Annotated in this window: 13 protein-coding genes; 4 read left to right on the top strand and 9 right to left on the bottom strand. The window is 58.9% G+C overall.

Annotated elements, in window-relative coordinates; all coding sequences use genetic code 11:
• The first annotated feature begins 44 nt into the window (after positions 1 to 44).
• Complete coding sequence (locus tag ACQZ5Y_RS09190; RefSeq protein WP_003510708.1) at positions 45 to 983, top strand: AraC family transcriptional regulator; 939 nt, start codon at positions 45 to 47, stop codon at positions 981 to 983.
• 112 nt (positions 984 to 1,095) lie between these two features.
• Here the strand turns inward: ACQZ5Y_RS09190 and ACQZ5Y_RS09185 are convergent, their stop codons facing one another.
• From ACQZ5Y_RS09185 to ACQZ5Y_RS09175, 3 genes are read right to left on the bottom strand one after another with little or no spacing between them, the layout of a single operon-like run.
• Positions 1,096 to 4,374, bottom strand: a complete 3,279-nt coding sequence (locus tag ACQZ5Y_RS09185; RefSeq protein ID WP_174050419.1) for an error-prone DNA polymerase — start codon at positions 4,372 to 4,374, stop codon at positions 1,096 to 1,098.
• Positions 4,371 to 5,888: a Y-family DNA polymerase gene (locus ACQZ5Y_RS09180; protein ID WP_174050421.1), complete on the bottom strand. Its 1,518-nt coding sequence runs from the start codon at positions 5,886 to 5,888 to the stop codon at positions 4,371 to 4,373. The genes ACQZ5Y_RS09185 and ACQZ5Y_RS09180 overlap by 4 nt, the downstream gene beginning before the upstream one ends.
• Complete coding sequence (locus ACQZ5Y_RS09175) at positions 5,803 to 6,567, bottom strand: ImuA family protein (protein WP_025595750.1); 765 nt, start codon at positions 6,565 to 6,567, stop codon at positions 5,803 to 5,805. Before ACQZ5Y_RS09175 ends, ACQZ5Y_RS09180 begins: the two co-directional genes overlap by 86 nt.
• Positions 6,568 to 6,795: 228 nt before the next feature.
• On the opposite strand from ACQZ5Y_RS09175, the gene ACQZ5Y_RS09170 reads away from it, so the two are divergent.
• From ACQZ5Y_RS09170 to ACQZ5Y_RS09160, 3 genes are all read left to right on the top strand, one after another.
• The gene (locus ACQZ5Y_RS09170) at positions 6,796 to 7,149 is read left to right on the top strand and encodes a DUF1304 domain-containing protein (RefSeq protein WP_174050423.1); all 354 of its coding nucleotides are present in this window, start codon (positions 6,796 to 6,798) and stop codon (positions 7,147 to 7,149) included.
• A gap of 4 nt (positions 7,150 to 7,153) precedes the next feature.
• Positions 7,154 to 8,425, top strand: coding sequence for a glycerate kinase type-2 family protein (locus ACQZ5Y_RS09165; RefSeq protein WP_174050425.1), 1,272 nt, complete (start codon positions 7,154 to 7,156; stop codon positions 8,423 to 8,425).
• A 115-nt stretch (positions 8,426 to 8,540) separates the two neighbouring features.
• Entirely contained in the window at positions 8,541 to 8,789 is a 249-nt protein-coding gene (locus ACQZ5Y_RS09160; protein ID WP_003510719.1) for a hypothetical protein, read from the top strand.
• A gap of 117 nt (positions 8,790 to 8,906) precedes the next feature.
• Here the strand turns inward: ACQZ5Y_RS09160 and ACQZ5Y_RS09155 are convergent, their stop codons facing one another.
• The 6 genes from ACQZ5Y_RS09155 to ACQZ5Y_RS09130 form a co-directional block, all read right to left on the bottom strand.
• Positions 8,907 to 10,094, bottom strand: coding sequence for a Gfo/Idh/MocA family protein (locus tag ACQZ5Y_RS09155; RefSeq protein WP_013761506.1), 1,188 nt, complete (start codon positions 10,092 to 10,094; stop codon positions 8,907 to 8,909).
• 71 nt (positions 10,095 to 10,165) lie between these two features.
• Entirely contained in the window at positions 10,166 to 11,218 is a 1,053-nt protein-coding gene (locus tag ACQZ5Y_RS09150; RefSeq protein WP_003510723.1) for a sugar phosphate isomerase/epimerase family protein, read from the bottom strand.
• Positions 11,219 to 11,364: 146 nt separating this feature from the next.
• Positions 11,365 to 12,438 carry an ABC transporter ATP-binding protein gene (locus ACQZ5Y_RS09145; protein WP_174050427.1) on the bottom strand — a complete coding sequence of 358 codons (1,074 nt, stop codon included), beginning with the start codon at positions 12,436 to 12,438 and terminating at the stop codon, positions 11,365 to 11,367.
• A gap of 17 nt (positions 12,439 to 12,455) precedes the next feature.
• Complete coding sequence (locus ACQZ5Y_RS09140; RefSeq protein WP_003510727.1) at positions 12,456 to 13,304, bottom strand: carbohydrate ABC transporter permease; 849 nt, start codon at positions 13,302 to 13,304, stop codon at positions 12,456 to 12,458.
• Positions 13,297 to 14,235: a carbohydrate ABC transporter permease gene (locus ACQZ5Y_RS09135; protein ID WP_112650720.1), complete on the bottom strand. Its 939-nt coding sequence runs from the start codon at positions 14,233 to 14,235 to the stop codon at positions 13,297 to 13,299. The genes ACQZ5Y_RS09140 and ACQZ5Y_RS09135 overlap by 8 nt, the downstream gene beginning before the upstream one ends.
• A 69-nt stretch (positions 14,236 to 14,304) precedes the next feature.
• The gene (locus ACQZ5Y_RS09130; RefSeq protein ID WP_174050429.1) at positions 14,305 to 15,606 is read right to left on the bottom strand and encodes an ABC transporter substrate-binding protein; all 1,302 of its coding nucleotides are present in this window, start codon (positions 15,604 to 15,606) and stop codon (positions 14,305 to 14,307) included.
• Positions 15,607 to 15,712: the final 106 nt, after the last annotated feature.

The raw sequence follows: 15,712 nt of genomic DNA, 5'->3' as shown, positions 1-15,712 counted from the left end.
AAAATCCGCATTCCTTAACCAAACGTCCGAATTTGTGAGTTGCCATGAATGATGCATTGACGGAAATGCTGCGTGGTCTGCGGCTTGACGGCGTGGAATATGGCCGCTGCCGCATGGCAACGCCCTGGGCGACGGCCTTTCCCGAGCAGGAGGCGGCGCGGTTTCATTTTATCGGCGTGGGCCAGGCAAAATTACGCAAACCTTCCGGAGAATGGCTAACGCTTACGTGCGGCGATGCAGTGCTTCTTCCCCGTGGCCACGCCCATGTGCTGGGCAGCGGCGAGGATGTAACGCCTGCCCTCTTCGACCGGTTCGGTAAAAAGGAAGTGTGTCAGGGCATTTTCGACATGGAATGTGCCGGTGCCGGCGGCGACACGGTAGCCTTTACCGCCTCGATGCGTTTCAACATGGATAATCTGCATCCGCTTTTGCAACTGATGCCGGATGTGATGCTGACCAGCGATCTCGCCAAAAGCGATCCGGCCATTCCGCATCTCCTGGAAGCCATGGCGCGCGAAGTGGAACTGAACCGCGTTGGTGCCGGTGGCATTCTGGCGCGGCTTGCCGATGTCTTGACGGCAACACTGATCCGCACATGGGTAGAATATGGTTGCGGCGATTCCAGCGGTTGGCTTGCCGCCGTGCGCAATCCCGAACTCGGACGGGTGCTTGCAGCGATCCACCTTACCCCCGAGAAAGACTGGAGCGTGGAAGAGCTTGCCTCCCTGATGGGTGCATCCCGCTCGAGTTTTGCAGAACGCTTCACCCGTGTGGTGGGTGAAAGCCCAGCCCGTTATGTCGTTCGCGTACGCATGCATCAGGCGCGACTGTGGCTGCGCGAGGGTATGCGTGTCACGTTGGCGGCGGAAAAGCTCGGCTACGATTCCGAGGCATCCTTCAGCCGCGCCTTCAAACGCGTGATCGGCGCGCCGCCCAGCCAGTTCCGCAGGAAGGACACATCTGGTCTGGAAGATGCGGCATAGAGCGCATCTTAGAGCACGTCCGGTTTAAACGGAAACTTTTGACGCGCTCTATCTCTTTGTTTTTACGCATTTTCCGGACGTAAAACCGCTACGCACTTTTACTGGAAATGCTCTAATGGAAATTGCGGGAAATGACCTTTATCCGCTCCACCTCATCTCCATCCTGGGTCGCAGGCGGTGGACGTTTCCTGATGTTGCGATGATCGTCCGGCGGAATACCGTGGTGGAACTCGTCGCCGCGCCCATGCGGCAGAGGAAAGGGGTGGTTGCGCTCACCCACGCTTGCCAGCGCCTCTGACAGATCGGTCAGCCGGTGGGCGACCAGATGCACCACCTCGCCTTCCCGTTGGATCTTGCCGTAAATGCCGACCATCCCGGCGGAAAGCACCACGCGCCGGTATTTTTCGAAGGTCTTTACCCACAGAACCGCATTGGCAATACCCGTCTCATCCTCCAGAGTCATGAAGATCACTCCCTTTGCCGAGCCTGGGCGCTGGCGCACCAGAACCAGCCCCGCCGTTTCCAGCCACGTGCCATCACGGACGCGCACCGCCTCCGCACAGCTGACAATGCGCCGGCGGGAAAGATCGCGCCGCAGGAAGGACATGGGGTGTTCGCGCAGGGTCAGCCCCACATGGCCATAATCCTGCACCACCTCGCCGCCATCAGTCATGGGCCGCAGCGCGACGGAGGGTTCGGAAAGCTCATCCACCACAGCGTTTTCCCGACTGGCAGCGGCAGCAAAAAGCGGCAGCGGCTCATCCCGCAACGCCTTGATGGCCCACAGCGCCTCGCGTCTGGAAAGCGACAGCGACGGCAGAAAGGCATCGGCTTCGGCGAGACAGACTAGGGCAGCGGCGGGAACACCTGCCCTCCGCCAGAGATCGTCCACGGAAACGAAATCGCGATCCTGACGGCAGGCGACGATTTTTGCTGCATGATCGTTGGAAAGCCCCTTCACCATGCGCAGGCCAAGCCGCACGGCGTAGCGCTCTTTATCGTTCGCATTCTTCTTGCCCGTGGGCTCCAGCGTGCAATCAAAACGGCTGTTGTTGACGCAAACCGGGCGAACCTCCACCCCATGATCGCGCGCATCGCGCACGATCTGCGCCGGGGCGTAAAAGCCCATGGGCTGCGAATTCAGAAGCGAGGCACAGAAAATATCCGGATGATGGCACTTCAGCCATGCGGAAGCATAGGCAATCAGCGCGAAGGACGCCGCGTGGCTTTCCGGGAAACCATAACTGCCGAACCCTTCTAGCTGTTTGAAGATGCGTTTGGCGAAGTCCTCGTCATAGCCGCGTTCCACCATGCCATCGATCAAATCCTGCTGGAACTTGGAGATCGTGCCGACATTCTTGAAAGTCGCCATCGCGCGGCGCAACTGGTCCGCCTTGCCGGGAGAAAAACCGGCGCAGTCGATGGCAATCTTCATGGCCTGCTCTTGGAATAGCGGGACACCCAGCGTCTTTTCGAGAATATTTTTAAGCTCTGGTTTTTCATATCGAACGGGCTCTTTTCCCTGACGGCGCCGCAAATATGGATGGACCATATCTCCCTGAATGGGACCGGGACGAACGATAGCGACCTGAATTACAAGATCGTAAAATTCGACGGGCTTCAAACGGGGCAACATTGACATCTGCGCCCGACTTTCGATCTGGAAAGTGCCTAGCGTGTCTGCCTTTTGAATCATTGCAAATGTTGCAGGATCATTCGGCGGCATCGCAGCGAGATCGTATTTCTCTCCAGTACGCGCTTCCAACAGATCGAAGCCACGCTTCATGCAGGAGAGCATTCCAAGCGCTAAGCAATCCATTTTCATGAACCGCACGATATCGATATCATCCTTATCCCATTCGATGATCTGTCGATCGTTCATGGCAGCTGGTTCAATCGGGACGAGCTCATCTAACCGATCATGGGAAAGCACGAAGCCGCCGGGATGCTGACTGTGATGGCGTGGCGTGCCAACAAGCTGGTTGGCTAATTCAAAAGCGAGTTGCAGGCGACGATCCTCTGTATTGAGGTTCAATTCCTTGACCTGTTTTTCGCCAACGCCCTCGCTCCAGCGCCAGACCTGCGAGGATAGAAGTTTGGTCAGATCTTCTGGCAGACCTAGTACTTTACCAACATCTCGCAATGCCCCTCGACCACGATAGCGGGTAACGACTGAACAAAGCGCGGCTTTATCGTGGCCATAGGTTTTGTAGACCCATTGAATAATTTCCTCACGCCGCTGATGCTCGAAATCCACATCGATATCAGGCGGTTCACCCCGGTTTTCGGAAACGAAACGTTCAAAGACGAGATTGCTGAAACGAGCAGGATCAATGGCAGTGATACCAAGTACAAAACAGATAACCGAGTTTGCCGCAGAACCGCGTCCTTGGCACAAGATATCCATTTTGCGAGCCTGTCGGACGATAGCACTCACGGTCAGGAAATAGGGCGCATATTGCAATCTGCCGACAACATCCAACTCATGATGCAGTGCCTTTTCGACCTTCTCCGGCAGACCATCCGGATAACGCCCCGGCACCGCTTCCCAGACGAGCTTTTCCAACGCCTGTTGCGCCGTCAGCCCCGGCAGGCTGCGCTCTTCAGGATATTGATAGACCAGCTCCTTCAGCGAAAAGGTGCAACGCTTCGCGATTTCGAGGCTGCGGACCAGTGCTTCCGGGTAGCGGGCAAACAGCCGGTGCATTTCCTGAGGCGGCTTCATATAGCGGTCGGCATGCCGCTCGCGCCGGAAACCCGCCTCGTCAATGGTGCAATTGTGCCGGATGCAGGTAACGACATCCTGCAGCATGCGCCGCTCGGGCACATGAAACAGCACGTCATTGGTAACAACAGTCGGCACATCAGCGGCTGCAGCCATATTCGACAATTCGAAAAGCCGCATCTGGTCGTTGGGTCGTCTTCGCAGGCTCAGCGCCATATAGGCCCGGTCAGCAAAAGCAGCTTTCAACCGGCGCAGGCGAAGCGCGCAGAGATCGTCAGCCAGATCGGCGAGCAGCACCACGATAAGGCCTTCGCCATAAGCTACGAGATCGTCCCATGTGAGCCGACACTTACCCTTGCCACCCCTCTTCTTGCCGACGGAAAGCAGCCGGCAAAGCCGCCCGTAAGCCGGGCGATCCATGGGATAGACAAGCACGGAAAGATCGTCATCCAGATCGAGCCGGCAGCCGATGACGAGCCGGATGCCATGATTATCGGCCGCTTCATAAGCGCGGGGAATGGCCGCAAGGCTATTGCGATCGACGATGCCGAGTGCCTCGATACCGAGATTTTTTGCCTGTTCGAACAGTTCATCACAGGAACTTGCACCGCGCAGGAAGGAGAAATGCGTGGTCACCTGAAGCTCGGCATAGCGCGGCGTGCTCATGCGAAGACCCCATGGATGAACCAGCCCTGCGAGCCCGTCTCGGTATGTTCGCCATCACCGGAGCGGAAAATCCAGAAACGCTCGCCGCTTTCGTTTTCGACAGTGAAATAATCGCGCACGGCGGCCTTTTCGCGGTCGCGTTTCCACCATTCGCCAAACACCCGTTCCGGCCCATCAGCGCGCCGCACATTATGGCGCACGCCTTTCCAGATGAAATAACGCGGCGGATGATCTGGAAGCAGCGCCAGAGTTTCGATGGGTTCCGGCCTTGCAAAAAGCCTGACCGGGCGCGGCCAGTGGCAAGGCCAGCCGAGCGTATCCTCAGGTGCCAGCGCCGCAACGCTGGCAAGAGAACGTTCCGGCACGTCGCTTGCCACCGCCGCATAACGATAGACCCTGTGGCCACGATTGAGGATGACATCGACCGTATCGGCGATTTCCGCACGCCCTTCCTCCAGAAGCGAGGACCGGGCCTGCGCGGCGATAAGCGGCTCGGCATGGGTGGCGGTCAGCACCATCATCTCGATGCCAAAGCCGGGATCGATGGTGTCGATCCGGTCGGTCAGAAGCCGGACAAGCTGTTTGGCATCACGCACCGGTCTGGAGGTGCCGGCCCGCACGGCCTGCAAGCCGCTATCCACCCGGTGCAGCACCAGATCGACGCGACGTGCGCCAAGGCCGCGCTTTTCCAGCGAGACGCAAAGCTCAGCAACCAGCTTTTGCACATAGCGGGCAATTGTCTCCGCCGCCGCGATCGGCTCGGGAAAGGCGCGGCGCACCTCCACCAGTTCGGCAATGCGCACCGGCTCGATAGGTTCGCCAGTCTCGCCGAAAGCCTGGGTAAGCCGCCTGACCACTTCCGGGCCGAAACGCAGGGTCAACGGCGCCCGTGGAGCCTCGGCAAGTTCGCCTATGGTGCGAAAACCGAGCACCTTCAATCCGGAAACGATACGCTCCTCCAGCCTGAGCGCCGCCAGCGGCAGCTCGCTGATCGCCGCCCGCTGCCCGCCCGGCGATACGATGCTGATCTCCTTACGGCCAAACCGGGCAAGCGCATGGGCCGCCCCCCAGCTATCGGCAATGGCAGCGCGGGCGGCGAAGCCTGCGGCATGCAGGCGGTTCACCATGCCGCTCAACATCAGCGTCTCATTGCCGTGCAGATGGTCCGCACCTGCCGTATCCAGCACCAGCCCATCAGGCGGATCTGCGGCGACGATTGGGGCATAGATACGCAGGAAATGAAAAGCGAGCTGTTGCAGGGCGCGGGCATCCGCCGCCGCATCCAGATCCTCGACAACGAGACCCGGCACCAAAGCCTGCGCCTTGCTGACGGGTGTACCGGGCCGGATGCCCGCCGCCTTTGCTGCCTTGTTCAGCGCCAGCACCAGGCGGCGGCTGCCCTGATGGCCGATCATGACCAGCGGCTTTTCAACCGGCGGCACGTTCTGCCCCGAAAGACGCCGGTAGCGATCCGTCGACCATGTCGGCAGGTAAAGCGAGACGACCCTTTGCATCACAGGCTTCCACTTCAAATGCAGCGCTTTCGCCGCCGCGACATCGCAAAAGTTCCAGAAACCAGCGTGGCCTGCCCACCCCCGGCACCGGCAGGGGCGAAGATGGCCGGACAGAGACACGCCAGCGGGTGACAGCGGCCGTCGGCTCGCCAAACAACGCCGCATCGGCCGGGCGCCGGAAGCGGCGGATGGCGATGCCCGTGACACCAGAGGTTTCCGCCGCCAGTTGCAACCGTCGCGAGGCATTCATCGGCAACTTCGCAAGCTCGCCCATCACGGCGCCAAAACCGTTGCAGCGCAAGCCTTCCTCGAAACAGTCGAGCACGCCTTTCTCATCGCGGCATTCGACGATGATGACCCGGTTCTGCGACAGGCCCGCCTGCGTCAATCCCGGCATGAACAGATCCCTGCGGGTGACACACCATAAGACCTTGCCGGACAGCCTTGCTGCCACACCGGCCGCAAAAAGCGCCGCTGCCGCACCATCGGCGGCACCATTGCCGCCGCCGCTCACCTCATGCAGGCAACCGAGCTTCAGCCCGCCTCCAGGCAAATGGTGATCGATGGCATCCACGCCGAAAGGCAAGGCCTCGTGCAGGCGGTGAGGACCGCCACCGATCCTTTCCAGCCTTTCACGCAGCTCTTCGACAACGAGCAACTGTTCCGCGCGCTTTTGCATGGCATGACAGGTTTCAATTCCGGTTTTTCAGTTTTATTGTTCCTGTTTTGTTCTTATTTCAGCAAAGAGTCAAGCAATGCCGTGCGGTTCTTCAACAGGTTTGCGCAGGAAGAGAGGGATTATGGCCTTGCGGCCATGTTTACCACCGTTAAAACGGATTATCCGGTCGGCCTTTCCCTTTTTGCGGATAATTGACGCGCCGGACATCAGGGTTTGGAGGAAACGCCGATGATCGCCAGCATTCTGATTACCGTGGTTGCGGCCATCCATGTTTACATCACCATTCTGGAAATGCTGCTGTGGGAAAAGCCGGCCGGCCGCAAGGCCTTCGGCCTCTCTGCGGATTTTGCGCGACAGACGAAGGTGCTTGCCGCCAATCAGGGGCTTTACAATGGTTTTCTGGCAGCCGGATTGATCTATGGGCTCACGCAGGGCGATGAAGGACTGAGTTTCAAGGTCTTCTTCCTCACCTGCGTCCTGGTAGCCGGCATTTTCGGCGCCATTACCGCCAATATGAAAATCCTGTTCATTCAGGCTTTGCCGGCATTGTTTGCGCTCGGCTTCCTCTGGATCGGAGTATGAACATATGACCGCATGGAACGATCTCCGCGCAAAAGACGCCCTCAACCGCATATTTATGGCGGCAGTGGCGAGTGCCGATCCCGCAAAGGTGCTGCAACATCATCTTCCTTCCCCGCCCAAGGGCAGGTGCGTGGTGGTCGGCGCGGGCAAGGCCTCGGCTGCCATGGCCGCAGCGCTTGATAAGGCCTGGGCGGATGTGAACCTCTCCGGTATCGTCGTAACCCGTTACGGTCATGCCGTTCCGGCCGGGCGCATCGAAATCATCGAGGCCTCCCATCCCGTGCCCGACGACATGAGTGCGGAAGCGGCAAGACGCATTCTTGCCTCCGTTGAAGGGCTGACTGCAGACGACATGGTGATCGCGCTAATTTCCGGCGGCGGTTCGGCACTGATGGTCGCACCCGCCGAAGGCATGACGCTTGCGGACAAGATGGCCGTCAACCGCGCACTTCTTGCCAGCGGTGCGACGATTTCCGAGATGAATGCCGTGCGCAAGCACCTCTCCCGCATCAAAGGCGGGCGACTGGCGCTGGCCGCCAAACCGGCCAGAGTGGTTTCGCTGTTGATTTCAGACGTACCGGGCGACGATCCCTCCGAAATCGCTTCCGGCCCCACGGTTGCCGATCCGAGCGATATCAACAATGTGCGGGAAATCGTCTCCCGTTATGCGCTCGATCTTCCCGAGAATGTGCGCAAAGTGTTGGAAAAGGGCGAGGAAACGCCGAAGGCAGGCGATATAGAAGAGGACATCAGGCTGATCGCGACACCCTCGCTCGCCCTACAGGCGGCGGCGGACGAGGCGGTGAAGCTTGGCCTTACGCCGCTCATCCTCGGGGATTCGCTGGAGGGCGAGTCAAAGGATGTCGGCGCGGTGATGGCGGGTATCGCCCTCTCCGCCAGCCGCAAGGGCCTGCCAGTCAAAGGCCCGGCCGTGGTGCTTTCCGGCGGAGAAACCACGGTGACGATCGGCAAAGGGCTGGCCGGCAAGGGTGGGCGCAACACGGAATTTCTGCTGAGCCTTGCGCTGACGCTGAAGGGTGCAGGCGGTATCTGGGCCATCGCCGGCGATAGCGACGGCATAGACGGCGTTGAGGATGCGGCAGGCGCACTGGTGACGCCCGATACGCTTGCGCGTATGCGCAACGCCGGTGCCGATCCGCGCCAGTCGCTGGTGGGACACGACAGCTACACCGCCTTCAAGGCGGTTGGCGACCTTGTCGTCACCGGTCCGACGCTGACGAATGTGAATGATATCAGGGCGATTTTGATCGGGTGAAAGCAGGAGAGTTCGAGCCTGTTATGGCCTTGCGGTGCGCATCGTTGAAGGTGGCTGTTTTGACTATACCGTCGGACAGGTATAATCTGGTGGCCTGTCTTTTGGAGCCTCAGCCATGCGTTTTGGAGTGCTCGTAATTGGTCTAGCCCTGGCCCTGATCCCCACCTTGGCGGATGCCCACAATTGCAAATGCCGAAATCGCGGTGTCATGTTCGAACTCGGCCAGACATCCTGCCTCAGGGTCGATGGCGGCTCCTATCTCGCGCGCTGCGAAATGAAACTCAACGTCTCATCCTGGACGAGAATACAGGACGGTTGCCCCGTGACTGAACGAATGCAGCAGCAGATGACACGCGTAAATTGATCACGTCTTCAGGTGGGTCGTGAGGGGAAAGCAGGCAGAGATAAGCCGAGAGCTTGCCCCCTCATCCGGCCCTTCTCCCCCCAGGAAGAAGAAATACGCCGCGAAGCCATGTCGATCTTACAGCTTCACCCAGCCGCCATTCTTTTTACCGGATTCGATGCAGGCGGTGACAAAAGCGACGCCTTTGACACCGTCATCGACGGTCGGATAGGTGACCGCCTTGTCTAGCTCCGAACCGGTGCGGCGGGCTTCGATGGCGTGAGCCGCTTCGGTATAGATGGTCGCGAAGGCTTCGAGATATCCTTCCGGATGGCCCGAGGGAATGCGCGTGACACGCGCGGCCGCAGCACCGGCGCCAGCACCGCCGCGGGTGATGAGCTGTTTCGGCTCGCCAAGCTTCGTGAACCAGAGATAGTTCGGATCAGCCTGCGTCCACTCGATGCCTGCCTTGTCGCCGTAAACGCGGACCTTCAGTCCGTTTTCATGCCCGACAGCCACCTGGCTGCACCAAAGCAGGCCCTTGGCTGGTTGCTTGCCGTCCTTTGGCTTGAAGCGCAGCATCACATGCGCATTGTCGTCCAGACGGCGACCCTCCACGAAGGTATGTACATCCGCTGCCAGTTCATCGGCTTCCAGACCGGAAATGAAGCAGCCGAGATTATAGGCATGGGTGCCGATATCCCCTGTGGAGCCGCCGACACCGGATTGCGCCGGATCGGTGCGCCAGACGGCCTGTTTCGCACCGGTCTGCTCCAACGGCTCAGCCAGCCAATCCTGCGGATATTCCATCTGCACCAGACGGATGTTGCCGAGCGCACCGGTTTCCACCAGTTCACGCGCATGCCGCACCATAGGATAACCGGTGTAGTTATGGGTGAGGATGAACAGCGCGTCCGCCTTGTCCGCCACGTCCTTCAGCTTTTTGGCATCCTCCAGATTGGAGGTCAGCGGCTTGTCGCAGATGACATGGATGCCGCGTTCCAGAAACGCCTTCGCCGCAGGATAATGTACGTGGTTGGGCGTGACGATCGCTACCGCCTCGATACCATCCTCGCGAAGCGCTTCCTTCTCTGCCATTTCTTCAAATGACCCATAGCAACGCTCTGGAGCAAGCCCGAGTTCGCGGCCAGAGGCGAGGGATTTTTCCGGTGTCGAGGACAAGGCCCCGGCCACGAGATCGAAGCGGTTGTCGAGCCGCGCGGCCATGCGGTGAACGCCGCCGATAAATGCACCCGAACCGCCACCCACCATGCCCAGGCGAATCCGCGTGTTCGCCTTGTCGGTTGTCTTTCCTTCAATAGCCATAATGTCTCCTCGGCATTTTCTAAGCGCATTCCCACACGGAAAACGGCTTCACACTTTTCCTGGAAATGCTTTTAAAGCCCAAGCATGCGCCGGTTGGCCGCATCATCGGTGCCGGCAGATGCGAAATCATCAAAGGCTTTTTCCGTGACGCGGATGATATGGTGCTTGACGAACTCGGCCCCTTCCCGGGCACCGTCTTCAGGATGTTTCAGCGCGCATTCCCATTCAACCACTGCCCATCCGTCGAAATCATTGGCAGCCATTTTCGAGAACACCGCACCGAAATCCACCTGCCCGTCACCCAGCGAGCGGAAGCGGCCCGCACGGTTGACCCAACCCTGATAACCGCCATACACGCCCTGGCGGCCGGTCGGATTGAACTCAGCGTCCTTGACATGGAACATCTTGATGCGGTCTTTGTAGATGTCGATATTGTCAAGATAATCAAGGCATTGCAGCACGTAATGCGACGGGTCATAGAGCATGTTGGCGCGCTTGTGGTTCTTCACACGCTCCAGGAACATCTCGAAAGTCACGCCATCATGCAGATCTTCGCCGGGATGGATTTCGTAGCAGACATCCACGCCCTGCTCATCGGCGTAATCAAGGATCGGCGTCCAGCGTCTTGCCAGCTCGTCAAAGGCGGTTTCCACCAGACCGGCCGGGCGCTGCGGCCACGGATAGATGAAGGGCCAGGCAAGAGCACCCGAAAAGGTCGCATGTGCGTTGATGCCGAGATTTCTCGAAGCCTTCAGGGCAAGCTTCACCTGTTCCACCGCCCATTGCTGGCGAGCCTTGGGATTGCCGCGCACTTCAGGTGCTGCAAAACCATCGAAGGCTTCGTCATAGGCGGGGTGAACGGCTACCAGCTGGCCCTGCAAATGGGTGGAAAGCTCGGTTACCTCGACGCCATTCTGGCGGGCGACACCCGCAAATTCATCGCAATAATCCTTGGATTCCGCAGCCTTTTTCAGATCGATCAACTGCCCGGCCCAGGTGGGAACCTGCACGCCGGCATAACCCTTTTCTGCCGCCCATTTGGTAATGCCGTCCCATGTATTGAAAGGCGCAGCATCACCGGCAAACTGACCGAGAAAAAGACCCGGTCCCTTGATCGTTTTCATAAAAATCTCCTCCTGTATCGATACAGTTCAGCGGTAAAACCGCTTTGGCTCCCAATTTGTCAAGCTAACCGCTCATAATTTTCAGACAAGCCCCAAATGCCGGGGAGCGAGAGAATTTCGTTATTCCACTAAAAAACGAAACACGTCTAAAGCGCCAGACCGCTTGCCCTGTCGAACACATGCACACGCTCGTGATGCACGGTGGCGGCAAAGGGGGTGTTGACCTTGACCAGTTGCTCGCCATCCACCACCGCCGTAACCTGATCGCCCGCCAGTTCGAAGACCACATGCGTCTGCGCGCCTGTCGGCTCGACCAACACCGTCCTGCCGGACAGTGAAATATCGCCGCCGACGGTCGAACCGATATGTTCCGGTCTCAATCCGATCGTCACCGGCTGGCCGCGCTTGACATTTCTTGAGGCGGCAATGCGGATCGCCGTCCCGTCCTTCAGCCGGGCGGCGGGTTCATCGCCCTCGCCGTCGACCACGCCTTCGATGAGGTTCATGGCCGGCGAGCCGATGAAGGCGGCAACGAAGAGATTGGCAGGTGTCTTATAAAGTTCGAGCGGCGTGCCCTGCTGCTCGATACGGCCGTGATTGAGCACCACCACCCGGTCGGCCAGCGTCATTGCCTCGATCTGATCATGGGTGACGTAGATGGAGGTCGTACCTACTTTCTGATGCAGAGCCTTGATTTCGCTACGCATCTGCACGCGCAGCTTGGCATCCAGATTGGACAGCGGCTCATCGAACAGGAAGACGGCCGGGTTGCGCACCACGGCGCGGCCCATGGCGACGCGCTGGCGCTGGCCACCAGAAAGCTGCGAGGGCTTGCGGTCCAGAAGCTTGCCGAGATCGAGCATGCGTGCGGCTTCCGCCACGCGCTCATCGATGACGTTTTTCGGCTGCCCGGCAAGCTTCAGGTTGAAGCCCATGTTTTCGGCGACCGTCATATGCGGATAAAGCGCATAGGACTGGAATACCATGGCGATATTGCGCTCGCGCGGCGTCATGGAATTGACGACGGTGCCGCCAATGAGGATATCCCCATCGGTGATTTCCTCCAGCCCGGCGACCATGCGCAGCAGGGTAGATTTGCCGCAGCCCGAAGGCCCGACCAGCGCAATGAATTCGCCATCGGTTATATCGAGCGAGATGCCGTGAATGACATCGAGCGAGGCATAGGACTTACGGATATCCCTAAGTTCGACGGAAGCCATGTTTTGCTCCTTTCAAGTCACGATTTGACGGCACCGGCCGTCAGGCCCGCGATGATGTGTTTCTGTGCGAGGAAGAAGACGATGACGGTCGGCAGGATCGTCAGCGTGATGAAGGCGAGCACGAGCTGCCATTCCGTGCCGAATTCGCCGCGATATACCATGATGCCGAGTGGCCAAGGATATTTCGATTCCGAGTTCAGCATGATCAGCGGCAGAATGTAGCTGTTCCAGCTGCCGACGAAGGAAACGATCCCCACCGTCGCCACGATGGGTCGTGAGAGCGGCATCGAAATGTGCCAGAAGAAGCGCAGATAGCCGCAACCATCCACAAAAGCGGCCTGAAACAACTCTTCCGGCAGATTGCGGAAGTAATTGCGAAACAGAAGGATGCTCATGCCGAGCCCAAAAGCCACCTGCGGCAGAACCACGCCCCAATAGGTATCGAGCAGACCGAGATCGCGGATGCGGATGAACAGCGGCAGGATGGCGGTCGCTGCCGGGAACATCAGTCCCAGCAGGAAGTAATTCAGCAGGAAAGACGAGCCGAAGAATTTCACATGCGCAAAGGTGAAGGCGGCCATGGCCGAGACGGTCAGCGTCAAAAAGACCGTCAACAGCGCAATCACCAGCGAATTGAATATCTGCAGCCAGTAGCGTTTGCCAAAGAGGATATCGCCGTAATTGGCCCATTGCCACTCGGCTGGCAAGCCGAACGGGTTGACGCGGAGATCCCCCAGCGTCTTGAAGCCGCCAAGCGCCGTCGTCAGAAGCGGGATGAGCACGATGGCCGCGATCAGGCTCAGCGATATATAAAGATAGAGCTTTGTTTGCAGCGGCATGCGGACGGAAGTGGATGGTTCAGTCATGGCGCATGAAAATCCTTTTGTAACCGAAGGCGAGCGTCACGCAGATAACGAAGAGAACGACACCCACCGCGCTGCCAAGCCCCACCTGCATGCGCATGACGCCGTAGGTATAGAGAAAGGTGACCATGGTTTGCGTGGAGTTGGACGGACCGCCGCCGGTGAGCGGCATGATCATGTCGAACAGCTGTAGCGAGCCGATCACCGCGAAAAAGACGGACAGGCGCACCGTTGAGCCGAGCATCGGCAAGGTGACGTATCGAAACTTCTGCCAGCCGGAGGCGCCGTCGATTTCGGCAGCTTCCAGCACGTTCTTGTCGACGGATTGAAGGCCGGCGATGAACAACATCATGTGGAAACCGAAATACTTCCAGACGATGACGCCAAGCACGGCGTAGATCGCCACATCCTTGTCGGCCAGGACGTAAGGGTTGGCGAAGCCGAAGAAATTGGAGATGGCAGCGAAAAGGCCGTAATCGCCATCATAAACGAAGCGCCAGATCAGGCCGGCCGCGACATCCGCAAGGACATAGGGCAGGAAGAAAACCAGCCGAAAGGCAACGACGCCCCGAAGGCGGTGCGCCAGCATCATGGCAAGCCAGATCGCCAGCGGGATCTGGATCAGCACGGAAATCAGGATGATGAGGCCGTTATTGAGCAGAGCCTGCGAAAAGGCGGCATTGCCGAACAGGACCTGGAAATTCTTCAAGCCCACGAAATCGGTCGGCGTGCCGTAACCGTTCCAGCGGTAAAGGCTGTACCATGCCGCCTCGCCCATGGGCAGGATGACGAACAGGGTAAAGAGCAGCAATGCGGGCGGAAGGAAGACCAGCAGGGTCAGCGCACGGTCATGCGCGACTGAGCTTTGCTTGCGCTTCGTCTTCGACGCGCCGCGCGCCGGTATGGACGCAGAAGTCATGGAAATATCCGTCATCTCTATCCGCTTTCATTCAGGCAGATACTGCGGCGCCGCGTCCCGCGCGGCGCCGTCATGGAACCGAAATCAGCGAAGCTCGAAAGCATCCTGAATTTGCTTGGCACCCTCTTCGGCGCTCATCTGGCCGGAAACGATTTCGACGGAGACATCGTTGACCACGCGGCCAACGGCAGCGCCCAGTGTCTGGTCGAAGAAGTTCTGGTGCCAGGTAGAGCTTGCAAGCTGCTTGGCCGAATCCGCCAGCAGCGGGTTCTTGACCGCTCCATCCGCACCCGTCGCAACCGGCAGGATCATGCCCGCAGCCGCCATCTTTTCTTCACTTTCCTTGCTGGTCAGGAAGGCCGCGAAATCGATCGCTTCCTTGGAAGCGTTTTTCGTGACTGCCCAACCATTCAGACCGCCCAGCGTGTCGGTGACTTTGCCAGCACCACCTTCGACGGCAGGAAAGGCGAAGCGACCGATATTCTCTGCCGCAAGGCCTTTGCCGTCACCGGCATTCTTGCGCTGGTTGGCTTCAGTATTGTCAAAGCCGAGGATCATCGCGGCCTTGCCATCACCGAAAACGCCGAGCGCCTGGGGCCAGGTGGAGCCGAGATAGCCGGGCTGGAAGGGTTCGAGCTTGCCGAACTCGGCCAGTTGCTCGCCCGCCTTGATGATGGAGGGATCCATGAAGCCTTCACCCTCGCCCTTGCGGGCGGCGTCGAACACGGTCTGCCCGCCATTGCGCATGACGAGATAGCTCCAGTAGAAATGGATCGGCCATTTTTCGCCGCCACCACCGGCAATCGGAACGATGCCCGCTGCCTTGATTTTCTTGACGGTGGCGCCGAGATCGTCCCAGGTCTTGATGTCTTCCGCTTTTACGCCCGCCTTGGCAAACAGCTCCTTGTTATAAAAGAAACTGACGAGGCTGACGCGGTAAGGCACGGCCCAGACCTTGCCGTCAAACGACAGACCATCGATTGCGGCCGCGCTATAGGCTTGGCGCAGCTTGCCACCATCGGCGTCGAAAACTTCCGTCAGGTCCTTCAGCGCACCGGTTTTGGACTGCTCTTCAAGAACACCGCCACCCCAGCTATAAAAGAAATCGGGAACGTCGTTGGACTGCAGCAGGGTAGGCAATTTTGCCTTGAACGCCTCGTTTTCCAGAAACTGCAGTTGCACGTCCACGTCAGGATGTTTGGCCTCATAGTCCTTGGCAATCTCCTCCCAGACGGCCACGGATTTCGGGTCCAGCTCCACATGCATCCATTTAACGACCGTTGCGGCCGAGGCGCTTGCGGCGCCGAGCATGAGAGCAATGCTTGTCGTTGTGGCAAAGCCTATCAGCCTGCCGCCCAGGCTTGCGCCTGCGTGCCTAATCGTCATGATCGTGATCCTCCCTCGGGGATTTCCTCATTTATTCCCCAATGCGGATTAATTCACCTTAGCACTCGCTCATTGTCAAGGCGCCATGCTGATTTTTTGAGCGAAT

Source organism: Agrobacterium sp. A3-95 (assembly GCF_053521785.1).
This window is presented reverse-complemented; position numbering and strand designations above follow the sequence as displayed.